The following is a 12,935-nucleotide window of genomic DNA, read 5'->3' as shown; positions in this document are numbered from 1 at the left end:
GTTGTGCTATGTCCGGACATCCGATGCCGTCTGCCGCGTCAGAAAAAGCAGCCCATGCTGTACTGCTCGGTGCGCAGTGCGCGCGCGGCATCGCGATAGCGATCCGCGTAGCTCCAGTATTCGGTGTGCTGCATCGCACGTTCGGCGGCGCGGGCCTGGTATTCGAGCGCCCGGCACTGATTCCAGAACGTGTTCTGGCTGCGCCAGTCGGCCTCGTCCTGACGGGCGTCCCAGTTCTGGATCTGCTCGGACATGCGCGCGCGGTTCTGCAGGTAGGCCTGCTCGTCCTGGCGAATCTTGGCCGACTTGGGGACGGTGGTCACATTGCCGCGCATCGAGCCGGTGACGTTCTGGTAGCCGGCCGGGCAGGGCCCGTTCGTGTACAGCGTGTCACGCGGGCTTTCGCACTTGGTCACGGCAGCCTGCGCCGCGCCCGAGGCGGCCAGGGACAGCAGGAAAGCGCAAAGGAGTCTGGACATGGCGTGGCTCGCGGCAGGTTTCGATGCGATCACTGTAGGCAGTGCGCGGCAAGCCCGCCAAGGCCATCAAGGTATCCAGATATTTCACAAGCTTTCGATTGACTTACGAAGTCTGCTACGCTGGGCGTGAACTCGTCTTACGACCTTCCTTGGCCACCCTGGTCGTCCTGGTCGCCCTGGCAGACTGGCTGACCGTGTCGATGGCTGCGTTGGCAGACAGCAGCATGTCGTAGAGCTGCTGCGCCGCCGGCGACAGCGACCGGCCGCGCTTGCGGATCAGGCCAACCGTGCGCTCCACCACCGGCTCCACCAGCGGCACGCTGGTCAGCGCGGGATGCTCGCCGGGCGGCATCGCCAGGCGCGGCACCGCGGCGATGCCCAGCCCGGCTTCCACCAGTCCCACCAGCGTGGTCACGTGGCGCACCTCGCAGTACCACTGCGGCCGCGCGGGGATGTTGCCCAGCGCCAGGTCCAGCAGCATGCGGTTGCCGCTGGCCTTGCCCACGGTCATGTAGTCGTATTCGCCCAGTTCGGCCCAGGTGACCTTGCGCTTGCGCGCCAGCGGATGATCGGGCGGGCACGCCACCACGAACGGCTCCTTGAGCACCGGCTGGAAATCGACATCGGGCTCCTGCGTGCCGATGTAGTTCAGCCCGAAATCGGCCTCGTTGCGCACCACCAGGTTCAGCACGTCGTTGGCGCCTTCGTCGATCAGCCGCACCACGATGCGTGGATACAGCGCGTGGTACTGGCGCAGCACCGCCGGCAGGAAATAGCGCACGGCCGATGGCACGCAGGCCACTGTCACCTCGCCGGTGATGCGTGTGGCGACATCCCGAATTCCGAGTAGCGATTCCTCCAGGCCGTTGAGCAACTCGCGCGCCTTGCGCGAGAACTCGCGTCCGACGGCGGTCATTTCCACCGAGCGCGTGGTGCGGTCGAACAGCCTGACGCCAAGCGCGTCTTCCAGCTTTTCAATGCGCCGCGACAACGCCGGTTGCGACAGGTGCAATTCGCCCGCCGCTGCCCGGAAGCTGCTCAGTTCCGCCACGGCCACGAAGGCACGCAGATCCGCCAGATTGAAATTCATGCAAGCCTTGCATCAATGGTGAGGAAATTTGCAATTCACAGTCTACACCGGGCAGGCGATGATGCGTGCCATCCACGAGCAAGACGCCATCCGGCCATTGGGCGAGAGGGCGCACCTGGAGGAGACATGAATCCCAAACGCCGTACCCTGATCAAGGCCAGCGCGATGCTGCTGGCCGTACCTGGCCTGGCTGACGCGCAGGACACCTTCCCAAGCAAGCCCATCCGCTATGTCGTGCCGGTTTCGGCCGGCGGTGGGTCCGACCTTGTTGGCCGTACCGTGGCCGAACGCTGGGGCAAGGTGCTGGGCCAGTCCATCGTGGTGGAAAACCAGGCCGGTGGCGGCGGCGTGATTGCCTGCCAGATGACCAGCAAGGCATCGGCCGACGGCTACACGCTGATGCAGGGCTATGTGGCCACACACGGGACCAACCCCGCTACGCGGCGCGTGCCCTACGACCCGGTGAAGGACTTCACGCCCATCGGCATGATCGGCGGCACGCCCAATGTGCTGGTGGTCAACGCCAACGTGCCTGCACCCAGCCTGGCTGCGTTCATCGAGTACGCGAAGAAACAGCCGGTGGCATACGGCTCGGCCGGGCCGGGGTCGCTGACGCACCTGACCATGGAACTGTTTGCCCAGCAGGCCGGCGTGAAGATGACGCACGCCGCCTATCGGGGCATCGCCCCGGCTTTTACCGATCTGATTGGCGGTCAGACCCAGGCGATGTTCCCCGGGCTGGCCGCCGCGCTACCCAATATCCGCTCGGGCCGCGTCCGGCCGCTGGCCGTGACCGGCAGCAGGCGCCATCCGCTGCTGCCCGACGTGCCCACGCTGGACGAGGCCGGCATGAAAGGCTTCGACGCCATGCAGTGGTATGGCGTGGTCGGCCCTGCCGGCATCCCGCCCGATGTGGTGGCGCGGCTCAATACCGCACTGACCACGGTGCTGAAGAGCCCCGACCTCAAGGACAAGCTGGCCGCCGAGGCCCTGGACCCGCAGCCGATGACCCCTGACCAGTTCCGCCAGTACATCGCCAGCGAAGTGCAGCGCTGGAGCCAGCTGGCGAAGGCCCGCGGGATCCATCTGGATACCTGAGCCCGGCTGCCGGCGCTGTTGCCGCAGCCGCCGGTGCTACCTGTTTCCCGAATTTTCTGCAATCCGCCCCCCGCATCCGATCAAGGAGTTTTCGCATGGCCCGCAATACCCACGTCGACGCCGACCACAACGCCCCGCCGGTTACCCGCATCCTGGGCAAGTACGTTGCCACGCATCCGTCCCGCGGATGGAGCGATGCGGTGGACCACGAGGCCCATCGCACTTTCATGAACTGGCTGGGCTGCGCCGTGGGCGCCGCCGGGCACGCATCGGCAGACGCCGCGCTGGCCGCCGTGGCCGAGCTGCAGCCGGCCGCGCAGGCCACGGTGCTGGGCCGCCGGACAAAGGTGGACATGGCCAGCGCAGCGCTGGTCAATGGCATTACGTCGCACACGTTCGACTTCGACGACACGCACCTGAAGACCATCATCCACCCGGCCGGGCCGGTGGCTTCCGCCGCGCTTGCGCTGGCCGAGCACACGGGCGCCAGTGGGCGAGCCGTCATCGATGCACTGGTGCTGGGCATCGACGTGGCCTGCCGCGTGGGCAATGCGATGTACCCCGATCACTACGACCGTGGCTGGCATATCACCGGCTCCACCGGCATGCTCGGCGCGGCGGCGGCCTGCGGGCGGCTGCTGGGCCTGGATGAAGAGCGCATGACGATGGCGCTGGGCATTGCGGCATCGCAGCCGGTGGGGCTGCGCGAGCAGTTCGGCACGATGACCAAGCCGTTCCATCCGGGCGGCGCGGCACGGGCGGGCCTGATGTCGGCGCTGCTGGCGCGGCATGGCTATACGTCCAGCGCCCGGGCACTGGAGGCCCCGCGCGGCTTCATGCAGGTGATTTCAAGCAAGGCCGACTGGAACGAGATTACCGACGAACTGGGCCAGCGCTTCGAGATCTCGTTCAACACCTACAAGCCATTTGCGTGCGGGATCGTGATCCACCCCAGCATCGACGCCTGCGTACAACTGCGCGAGCAGGGCGTGAGGCCCGAGGACGTGGAGCAGATCGAGCTGCGCGTACACCCGCTGGTGCTGGAACTGACCGGCAAGAAGGAGCCCAGTGACGGCCTGCTGGCAAAGTTCAGCGTCTATCACGGCTGTGCGGCGGGGCTGATCTTCGGGCGGGCCGGCGAGGAGGAATTCTCCGACCATATCGTCACGCGCGACGACGTGGTGGCCCTGCGCCGCAAGGTGGTTGCCACGGCCGATTCCGGTGTCGACGAAGCGGCGGCCTTCGTCAAGGCCACGCTCAAGAACGGCCGGCAGGTGGAAGTGCATGTGGAGCACGCCATCGGTTCGCTCCAGCGTCCGATGACCGATCAGAACCTCGACGCCAAGTTCCATGCGCTGGCCGACCCGGTGCTGGGCGCCGGCCAGGTGGCGGAACTGATTGCCGCGTGCTGGAAGGTGGGTGCGGCGGCCGATGTGAAGGCGCTGGTAGCGCTGGCGCAGCCGCGCTGATCGTGTGCAGCGGCAGGTTGGAAAGCCTGCCCTCTCCCCCGGCCCCTCTCCCGCAAAGCGGGAGAGGGGAGCACACCGTCGGCGATTGATATGCCCCGGGCTTTTTTCATTCCCGCCGCAGCTGCGCTGAATGGTGTGCAGCGGCAGGTTGGAAAGCCTGCCCTCTCCCCCAGCCCCTCTCCCGCAAAGCGGGAGAGGGGAGCACGCCGTCGGCGATTGATATGCCCCGGGCTTTTTTTCATTCCCGCCGCAGCTGCGCTGAATGGTGTGCAGCGGCAGGTTGGAAAGCCTGCCCTCTCCCCCAGCCCCTCTCCCGCAAAGCGGGAGAGGGGAGCACACCGTCGGCGATTGATATGCGTTTGGTTTTCTCCCCGCTCCCGCTTGCGGGATGCGGGAGCACGCCATCAGCAGGTGGCTTGCCTTTGGTTTTCTCCCCTCTCCCGCACGGCGGGAGAGGGGTCGGGGGAGAGGGCGGGCGCTTCCGGTCCTACAGCAGCTTCCACAGCCCATCGGCCTCGCCGGCCACGCCATCGGCCTCCAGCTTGCGCAGGTGGGCCATCAGTGACCGCTGGGCGATCGGGTGCTTGGTGACGGGGACGTCGTCGTAGACGCTGGCCACCAGCGTGCCGACATCGGCTGCTGCCAGGGCGCGCAGCGCATTCAGGACCTTGGCCTCGCGTTGCATCCGGTGGCGGATCAGCAGCCGGATCGCATCGTGCGGGCGCGGCATCAGGAAGCCGTGGCCCGGCGCGATCCATTCCAAATCCTCGTTCAGCAACGCCTGCAGCGATGCCAGGTAGGCGCGCATGTCGCCATCGGGCGGATTGATGACCACCGTGGAACCCTGCATCACGTGGTCGCCCGTGAACAGCGTCTTTTCCTCTTCCAGGAAGAAGCACAGGTGGTTCGACGCATGCCCCGGCGTGTGGATCACGCGCAGCGTGGTCTGCGGGCCCAGGGCGATGCGGTCGCCGTGCTCGGGCTGGCGGTCGGGACGGAAGGTCTGGTCCTGCCGATCCACCACATCGGTGGTGCGGCCCCAGACCGGCGCGGACGTGGCCTCGCGCAAGCGCACGGACCCCGGCGAGTGGTCCAGATGGGTGTGCGTGACCAGGATCCACTTCACGGGGCCGGGCGCAGCGGCCATCACGGCGTCGAAGTGCGCGGCATCGTCAGGGCCCGGATCGATGACGGCCCACTGGTTGTCGGCCCCGGCCACGAAATACGTGTTGGTGCCTGGCCCCGTCATCACGTTGCCGTTGTTGGCCGTCACGCGCCAGACCCGCTCCGACAGCTTCACCGCCAAGCCCGGTTCCAGCGCGTAGCGCGCATGGCCTGCGCCGTCGGGGTCGATGCGGGCGATCTCCGCGTAGCTGGGCTCCTCGGGCATCACAGGCCGCTGGCCCTTGGGGCCGTGGGCCAGGCGCGGCATTACCAGCGCGATATTGCGCTGCTGGCGGGCATAGTCGAAACATGCCTGCGCGGACTCGAAATGGGCAATCGACTGCAGGATCTTGCGCGTGGCGTTGACCAGCGTGAGGTTGTTGGCCGGGTTGACCACATCGGCCGGACGCATCCAGCGGTGCTCCACGGCCTCCACGCCGTCGTGGATCGCGGTCTGCCCGGCGGGCAGCACGGTCATGAAGAAGCGGGTGTCGAAGCGCTTGGGCAGGCCGGGCGGCGTCAGCCAGTAGGCGCAGTAGGCCAGTTGCTCCACCGCCAGCCGCAGCCCCAGCATCTCGCACACATGGGCCAGACCCTTGCCGCCGTAGCTGGCGGCCTCGCGCAGCTGCTGGTGGACTTCGGGGCCCAGGTCGTCAAGCCGCACGATCTGGCCGCTGGCATCGTAGGCAAACAGCAGGTTGGCTTCCTCGAATGCCTCGCGCACAGCGCACAGGTAGTAGTCCAGCCCGTTGGCCGGCACCTGCAGCCGTGCGCTGGCCGCCGCGTCGTCCAGACCGGCGCACAGCGGATGCAGCGCGGCGTCCTGGGCGTCGAGCACCCCGCCCGGAAACACGAAGGCGCCGGCGCTGCGGTCGTCTTCACGCTGCGGGCGGCGCATCATCAGGATTTCCATGCCCTGGGGCCCGTCGCGCAGCACTAGCATGCTGGCGGCGAAGCGCATGGCCTTGGAACGAGGGGCGTCGGCGGGTTGGGCGGAGGGCGTCTGGGCTGGGGAGGTCGAGGCGGCGGACATGTGCGGCGGGCGAAGTCTCTTCGGATTCTCTTATCGGCAGATCCGGCCCATTCTAGCGGGTTGCGGCCTCGCCGCGATGCAGCAATTACCCTGCCTGCCCGCGACTATTGCGGGAACAGGGCCATCTGGCCGGTCAGCAGCGTCTCGAAGTCGTCGTCCAGGAACGGCAGGATGGCATCGGCAATCGGCTGCAACTGGCGCGTGACGTAGTGGTCATAGTCGATCGGGGCGGCACGGGTTTCCAGCGGCTCGGGCCCGGCCATGGTCATCAGGTAGCTGATCCAGCCGCCGTTCTGGTACTGCCTGGGGCGCCCGTGGCGCTCGTTGTAGTCGTCGGCGATGCGCGCGGCACGCACGTGCGGCGGCACATTGCGCTGGTGCGCCAGCGGCGACCAGTCGGTACGCACCGTCTCCAGCCCCTTGAACACCATCTCGGCCTGGCCGTCGGCGCGCACCACCTGGCCCGCGTAGCGCTTCTTGCTGCCCTGGTCGGTGCCGCGGATGGTCGGCATCAGGAAACGCCGGAAGTGCGTTTCGAACTGCAGTTCCAGCGCGCTTTCCAGCCCGTAGGTCTGCCAGAGGTGGTCGCGCCACCAGTCGTTGACGTATGCCACCAGGCTGCGGCCGATCTGCGCCGCGTCGTCCTCGGTGCGGGCGCGGCGCAGCCAGACAAAGGTGGAGTCGGTGTCGCCGTAGATCACCTCGTAGCCGCGCGCCTCGATCAGCTGGCGGGTCTGGCGCATGATCTCGTGCCCGCGCATCGTGATTGACGACGCCAGCCGGGGATCGAAGAACCGGCAGCCGCTGGACCCCAGCACGCCGTAGAACGCGTTCATGATGATCTTCAGCGCCTGCGACAACGGCTTGTTCTTGTCGCGCTTGGCCGCGTCGCGGCCTTGCCAGACGCGCGAGACGATGGCTGGCAGGCAGTGCTTCGTGCGCGAAAACCGCGCGCCGCGAAAGCCGGGCACCGAATCGGTATCGTCGGGGTGCGCCAGGCCTTCGACCAGCCCGATCGGGTCGATCAGGAACGTGCGGATGATCGATGGATACAGGCTCTTGTAGTCGAGCACGAGCACCGATTCATAGAGCCCCGGCCGGGAATCCATGACAAAGCCGCCGGGGCTGGCCTCGGGCGCCTTGTCGCCCAGATTCGGCGCCACGTAGCCCTGACGATGCATCAGCGGCATGTACAGGTGCGTGAACGCGGCCACCGATCCGCCGCTGCGGTCGGCGGGCAGGCCCGTGACCGTGGCGCGCTCCAGCAGGAAGTGCAGCAGTTCGGCGGCCTCGAAGATGCGCGTTACCAGTTCGCAGTCGCGCAGGTTGTAGCGCGCCAGTGCCGGCTTGTCTTCGGCGAACATCCGGTCGATCTCGTCCATGCGGTCGTACGGATTGTCGATGGCCTTGCCTTCGCCCAGCAACGTGCGCGCCACCGCTTCGAGGCTGAACGACGGGAAGCTCCAGGTGGCCGAGCGCAGCGCTTCGATGCCATCGATCACCAGCCGGCCCGCCGCGCCCGCAAAGTAGTGCTGCTGCCGGTTGTGCTCGCGCCATTCCATTTCGGCGCCGCCCCGGCCCAGCCGCAGCGGCATCTGGTACTGCTTCGCGTGCTCGCGCAGCACGCGCAGGTCGAACTGCACCAGGTTCCAGCCGATGATGGCGTCGGGATCGTGCCGGGCCAGCCAGTCGTTGAGCCGCTCGATCAGCTGCTGGCGCGTGGCGCAGTATTCGAGCGAAAAGCCGGTATCGGCCGGGGCGTTCTGCGGGGCAGGTCCCAGCATGTAGACCTGCCGCTGGCCGCAGCCTTCCAGTGCAATCGAATAGAGGTCACCGAACGCGTTGGTCTCGATATCGAGCGAGACCAGGCGCAGCGTGGGCCGATAGTCGGCGGCCGGCTTCATCTGCGCATTGCGCAGCACCCCGTCCGCGCCGGCATCGCCGTCGAACCAGACGGGCGCGGTGATAAAGCGTTCCATCAGGTAGCGCTCGGGCGGGCGGACATCGGCTTCGTAGACATCCACCCCGGCTTCGCGCAGGGACCGTTCGAGCTGCATCAGTTGCCGGTGCTGCTGGCAGTAGAGCCCCAGCACCGGGCGCTGCCGGAAATCCTGCAGCTGCAGCGGACGCAGCGCCACGTCGCGCTCGCCCTGCAGCAAGGCCTCGGCGGTGGCGCGTTGTGCTTCGGGGATAAAGGCGGTGGAGGGCTGCCAGGGCAGGCGCAGCCGGCGCGGCCCGTCGTCCGTGGCGAGCCAGAACTCGACCTCGGTGCCGGCCGGGGTATCGCGCCAGTGTCGGGTCAGGATAAAGCCCTGCTGAAGTGCCACGCTGCAAAACCTTGGGGGATTGTTTCTGGCGTGGATTCTAGCGGAGTCGGGCCTTGGCCGTGTGCTGGAGCAGCGTGTCAGGCAGGGGCCTTGAGCAGCGCGCCCTGGAATACCACCGGCCCGCTTGGGGCATCGCGCTGGGGCGATCCGCCGGGCGGTTCCACGCTGACGGCCAGTGCGTCGACATTGGCGGGCAGCGCATCGAGCGGCAGGCGGGCTTGGCGCGCATGGCCGAGCACGCCCAGCGATATCGGCTTGCCGCCATGGGGCAGCGCCCAGAGTTGCAGCGCCTGTTGCGGCGTCAGCGGCAGATCGTCGAGCCGGCGCACCACCAGCGCGCGGCCCTGGGCGTCCCAGCTCACCAGCATGGCGGGCTGCGATTGCTGCGACTGCAGCACGGCCACCACCACGCCCGGCGACGGCGGCGTGGCCTGCCAGCGTACGAGGCTGCCGACGACGACCACCACGGCGACGGTGGCGAACATGAGCGCGCTGGCACGCCAGAATGCCAGCCCATGCCAGCGGTGCCACCAGGCCGGAGGCGCTTCGGCGTCGTGGGGTGCATTCGCGGATGCGTGGCCTGACGCGTCTTCCGCTTTCCACCCAAGGCGGCGTTCGATGCCGCACCAGACCGCTTCGATGGGCACGGCGGGCGCGTGCAGTTCCGCCACGCCGGCCAGCCGCCGTTGCCAGTGGGCGATGGCCGCACGCACGGCGGGTTCCTGCCGCGCGAGCTGTTCCATGCGGCGGCGGGCGCCGCCACGCAGCACGCCAAGCGCATATTGCGACGCCATGCGGTCGAGCAGGTCGGGGTTGCGCGCCAGATTCATGGGGCTGACTCCAGGCAGGCGCGCAGGCGTTCCAGGCCGCGCCGGATCCACGACTTGACGGTGCCAAGCGGCGTGTGCAGGCGCTCGGCCAGTTCCGAATGACTCATGTCCTGCAGATAGGCCAGCACGATGGCCTGGCGCTGGCCGTGCTCCAGCCGCTGAAGGCAACGGTTCAGCGCGCGGGCCTGCTGGCTGGCCTGGGCCAGTTCGGCGGGCCCGGCGGCGGCATCTGCCAGATCGGACTCGGGCGCATCATCGAGCGGCGTGGCGGCCCCCAGCCGCGCGGCGGCAGTGCGGCGCAAGGCGTCGAGCGCGCGGTTGCGGACGATGGTGGTCATCCACGTCATCGGCGCGGCCAGTTGTGGCCGGTAGTCGCCCGCGTGGTGCCAGATGCTGACAAAACTCTCCTGCACCACGTCCTCCGCCAGATCCCGCTTGCCTGTTATACGCAGCGCCAGCCCGAACAGTTTCGCGGCCGACAGCTCGTAGACCGCGCGCAAGGCCTGGCGGTCGCCAATGGCTACGCGCCCGAGCAGGGTTTCGAGCGGGTCCGGATCGTCAGGCAGCGGTGAGGGCAGGGCCACACGGGGCTCCGTGTATGGCGTGACGTACCGATTATAGGCAGCGCCCCTGCATCCGGAAGGCGCGACGCTGCGTATAAGCCGGTAACGCGTGGCGCGTATGGCCGCGTGGATCATCGTCCGATCACAGGAGGGTTCCCATGGAAACGAAAACGAACGTGCGCGTGCCGCCGGTTGGCGCCGCCGATGCTGCCCTGGCCGATGCCCGGCTGGCGCCGGACCTGATGCGCCGTGGCTGGCTGATGGCGCCGGGCGCCTTTGCGCTGGGCACGCTGGCGGCGGTGGCGCTGGGCGAGGCCATGCCGGCGTGGGGGCAGACGCAATCGGGCAGCACGCGCGACGACATCAATATCCTGAACACCGCGCTGGGCCTGGAATACCAGGCCATTGCCGCCTACCAGGTGGGCGCCGAAAGCGGTCTGCTGCAAAAGCCCGTGCTCGATACGGCGGTGAAGTTCCAGACCCATCACAAGGCACACGCGCAAGTGCTGGCCGGTACCGTGGAAAAGCTCGGCGGGACTCCGGTGAAGGCCAGGGCCGCCCGGGAATACAGCTTTCCGACCGAGACGCTGAAAACGCAGGCCGATGTGCTGCGCTTTGCGGCTGGACTGGAAAAAGGCGCGACGGCTGCCTATCTCGGTGTGCTGCCGAGTTTCCACAACCGTGAACTAAGCAAGGCCGCCGGCAGCATCCTGGGTGACGAGGCGATGCACTGGGCCGTGCTGTTGCACGCGCTTGGCGAAGACCCCGTACCAGGGGCGTTTGTGGGATAGGGAACAGCGAGGACGGGGAAATCGGGGAAATCGGGGAAATCGGGGAAATCGGGGAAATCGGGGAAATCGGGGAAATCGGGGAACGGGTCGGGAGCCAACCGTTGGCGCCTGATTTGCCAATGGTTGGCTCCCCTCTCCCGAATACAGGAGAGGGGAGCGAAGCATCTCGCTTTATTACGATCCCGAACCGGCCAGCGCCGCCGCCGGACCCGGCGAAGTGGGCTTGGCGGTGACGTCGGGTGCCGCTCTCAGGTCGGCGGGAATGGCCGGATCCGGCGTCTTGCGTTGCGGCTGAGCCTGAGCCTGAGGCGCCGGTACAGTCTGCGCGACGGGCGTCGCGGGCTGCTGCAGCGGGCGCGACTGCGTGACCGGGGCGGCCGCCTGCGTTGCCGGTGCTGCGGGCGCTGGCGCAGGGGCTGCGGCCTGGGGCGCGCGCGCGGGCTGGACAGGTGCGGCAGGGGCCGGCTGTTGCGGTGCCGCGGCCTGTGGCGCACGGGTGGGTGCCACCAGTGTATTGGCCGTCGACGGGACAGCCGCTGCGGCAGGTGCGGCCGGAGCAGCCGCCTGGGGCGCGGTACCCCGCGCCGGAGCGGGCTTGCCGGCCACCGGCGGCTGTCTGGTCACGGTCTGCTGCGACCAGCCACCGCCCAGCGCCTTGTACAGCTGCGCCCGGCTGGTCAGCCGTGCCAGCTGGATCGTCACCAGCTTCTTCTGCGCCTCGTACTGCTGGCGCTGGGCGTCAAAGACCGGGAAATAGTCGTCCACGCCGTTCTTGAAGCGCATCTCGGCCAGTCGGCGCGTCTCGGCCACTTCCTTCTGCAGCGACGCCTGCGCAGCGGTCTGGCGGTCGTAGGTGCCGCGCGCGGCCAGACCGTCGGCCACCTCGCGGAATGCGCCCTGGATGGTGCGCTCGTACTGCGCGACGTTGATTTCCTTGCGGACCTTCGACGCATCGAGGTTCGCCTGGTTGGCGCCGGCATTGAAGATCGGCAACGTGACCTGTGGCGCAAAGGCCCACGCGGCGCCGCCCGTAAACAGCCCGGCAAGCGTGGTGCTGGCAAGGCCGACCCCCGCGGTCAGCGAAATCCGTGGGAAGAATGCCGCGCGGGCGGCCCCGATATTGGCGTTGGCGGCCTTCAGGCGGTGCTCGGCGGCCATGATGTCAGGCCGCTGTTCCAGCAATTGCGAAGGCAGGCCGGCGGGCAGTTCCGCAACGAATGACTTGTCGTCGAACGGCTGGGCGGGCGGCAGGTCGGCCGGAATTGGCCCGCCAATCAGCAGTGACAGCGCGTTTTCGTCCTGCGCCACCTGGCGCGTGAACTGCTCGACGTCGACACGCGCGGTTTCCACCTGGGTCTGGGTGCGGTGCTGGTCGATCGCGGCCATGCCGCCCGCGGCCTTGCTCTTGCGCACCATCTCCGAGGCGTCTTCCTGGATCTTGAGCGTGTCCTGCGAGAGCTTCAGCAGTTGCTGGTCGGCCTGCCAGGTCAGGTATGCATTGGCAATTTCGCCAACCAGGCTGATCTGCGTGCTGCGCCGCACTTCCTCGATCGACAGGTACTGCTCCAGGGCCTCGTGCTTGAGGCTGCGGATGCGGCCGAACACGTCGAGTTCGAACGACGAAAAGCCCACGCCGGCGCCCCAGGCGTTGATCACCGGGTCCTGGCCCGGCGCGCGCAGGTCGCCGGTCAGGCGCGTGCTGCTGAAGCCGGCGTTGGCATCGACGGCCGGGAACTGTGCCGCGCGCCGGATACGGTAGTACGCACGGGCCTCGTCGATCGACAGTGTGGCCACGCGCAGGTCGCGGTTGTTGGCCAGGCCGAGTTCGATCAGCCGGCGCAGGCGCGCGTCGGTGAAGAAGTCCTGCCAGCCAAGGTTCGCGGCCGGCACCTGTGATTGCGGCGCGCCATTGGCACCTTGCGTGGTCTGATAGGCGGGACCGTCGGGGAAGGCGTTGGGCACGGGCGAATCCGGGCGTTCGTACTTTGGTTCGAGCGTGCAGGCGGCCAGTGCCAGGGGCAACAGGATGCCGGCGCTCCAGCGCAGAGACGGCAGGCGTGCGGGGGAAAGGCGCATTGTTATCGTCTTCAT

General features: G+C 68.0%; 10 protein-coding genes. 3 read left to right on the top strand and 7 right to left on the bottom strand.

What is annotated here, in order from left to right; translation table 11 throughout:
• Positions 1-38: 38 nt before the first annotated feature.
• Together ACOABP_RS00270 and ACOABP_RS00265 are read right to left on the bottom strand one after the other, a co-directional pair.
• Positions 39-479: a hypothetical protein gene (locus tag ACOABP_RS00270; RefSeq protein ID WP_474226473.1), complete on the bottom strand. Its 441-nt coding sequence runs from the start codon at positions 477-479 to the stop codon at positions 39-41.
• Between the two features lie 115 nt (positions 480-594).
• A complete protein-coding gene (locus ACOABP_RS00265; protein ID WP_474226472.1) occupies positions 595-1,569 on the bottom strand; it encodes a LysR family transcriptional regulator in 975 nt (324 codons plus the stop codon).
• A 126-nt stretch (positions 1,570-1,695) separates the two neighbouring features.
• On the opposite strand from ACOABP_RS00265, the gene ACOABP_RS00260 reads away from it, so the two are divergent.
• Positions 1,696-2,667: a Bug family tripartite tricarboxylate transporter substrate binding protein gene (locus tag ACOABP_RS00260; RefSeq protein ID WP_474226471.1), complete on the top strand. Its 972-nt coding sequence runs from the start codon at positions 1,696-1,698 to the stop codon at positions 2,665-2,667.
• Between the two features lie 95 nt (positions 2,668-2,762).
• Positions 2,763-4,136 (top strand): MmgE/PrpD family protein, encoded by a 1,374-nt coding sequence (locus ACOABP_RS00255; protein WP_474226470.1) that lies wholly within the window; start codon positions 2,763-2,765, stop codon positions 4,134-4,136.
• 487 nt (positions 4,137-4,623) lie between these two features.
• On the opposite strand, the gene ACOABP_RS00250 is transcribed toward ACOABP_RS00255, so the two are convergent.
• From ACOABP_RS00250 to ACOABP_RS00235, 4 genes are all read right to left on the bottom strand, one after another.
• Positions 4,624-6,261, bottom strand: coding sequence for an MBL fold metallo-hydrolase (locus tag ACOABP_RS00250; RefSeq protein ID WP_474226469.1), 1,638 nt, complete (start codon positions 6,259-6,261; stop codon positions 4,624-4,626).
• Positions 6,262-6,437: 176 nt separating this feature from the next.
• Positions 6,438-8,660, bottom strand: coding sequence for a DNA polymerase II (locus ACOABP_RS00245; RefSeq protein WP_474226468.1), 2,223 nt, complete (start codon positions 8,658-8,660; stop codon positions 6,438-6,440).
• Between the two features lie 77 nt (positions 8,661-8,737).
• Positions 8,738-9,490 carry an anti-sigma factor gene (locus ACOABP_RS00240; protein WP_474226467.1) on the bottom strand — a complete coding sequence of 251 codons (753 nt, stop codon included), beginning with the start codon at positions 9,488-9,490 and terminating at the stop codon, positions 8,738-8,740.
• The gene (locus ACOABP_RS00235) at positions 9,487-10,074 is read right to left on the bottom strand and encodes a sigma-70 family RNA polymerase sigma factor (protein WP_474226466.1); all 588 of its coding nucleotides are present in this window, start codon (positions 10,072-10,074) and stop codon (positions 9,487-9,489) included. The genes ACOABP_RS00240 and ACOABP_RS00235 overlap by 4 nt, the downstream gene beginning before the upstream one ends.
• 221 nt (positions 10,075-10,295) lie before the next feature.
• Between ACOABP_RS00235 and ACOABP_RS00230 the strand changes: the two genes are divergently transcribed.
• The gene (locus tag ACOABP_RS00230) at positions 10,296-10,844 is read left to right on the top strand and encodes a ferritin-like domain-containing protein (RefSeq protein ID WP_474227872.1); all 549 of its coding nucleotides are present in this window, start codon (positions 10,296-10,298) and stop codon (positions 10,842-10,844) included.
• Positions 10,845-11,018: 174 nt separating this feature from the next.
• Here ACOABP_RS00230 and ACOABP_RS00225 read toward each other — a convergent pair whose 3' ends face one another.
• On the bottom strand, positions 11,019-12,935 hold the full coding sequence (locus tag ACOABP_RS00225) for an efflux transporter outer membrane subunit (RefSeq protein ID WP_474226465.1): 1,917 nt from the start codon (positions 12,933-12,935) through the stop codon (positions 11,019-11,021).

The sequence above is a fragment of the Cupriavidus sp. HE11 genome (assembly GCF_056097175.1).
This window is presented reverse-complemented; position numbering and strand designations above follow the sequence as displayed.

Coding starts and splice junctions, on each gene's coding strand:
- ACOABP_RS00270 (WP_474226473.1), bottom strand. CDS start 479: ATGTCCAGACTCCTTTGCGCTTTCCTGCTGTCCCTGGCCGCCTCGGGC.
- ACOABP_RS00265 (WP_474226472.1), bottom strand. CDS start 1,569: ATGAATTTCAATCTGGCGGATCTGCGTGCCTTCGTGGCCGTGGCGGAA.
- ACOABP_RS00260 (WP_474226471.1), top strand. CDS start 1,696: ATGAATCCCAAACGCCGTACCCTGATCAAGGCCAGCGCGATGCTGCTG.
- ACOABP_RS00255 (WP_474226470.1), top strand. CDS start 2,763: ATGGCCCGCAATACCCACGTCGACGCCGACCACAACGCCCCGCCGGTT.
- ACOABP_RS00250 (WP_474226469.1), bottom strand. CDS start 6,261: ATGCGCTTCGCCGCCAGCATGCTAGTGCTGCGCGACGGGCCCCAGGGC.
- ACOABP_RS00240 (WP_474226467.1), bottom strand. CDS start 9,490: ATGAATCTGGCGCGCAACCCCGACCTGCTCGACCGCATGGCGTCGCAA.
- ACOABP_RS00230 (WP_474227872.1), top strand. CDS start 10,296: ATGCGCCGTGGCTGGCTGATGGCGCCGGGCGCCTTTGCGCTGGGCACG.
- ACOABP_RS00225 (WP_474226465.1), bottom strand. CDS start 12,935: ATGAAGACGATAACAATGCGCCTTTCCCCCGCACGCCTGCCGTCTCTG.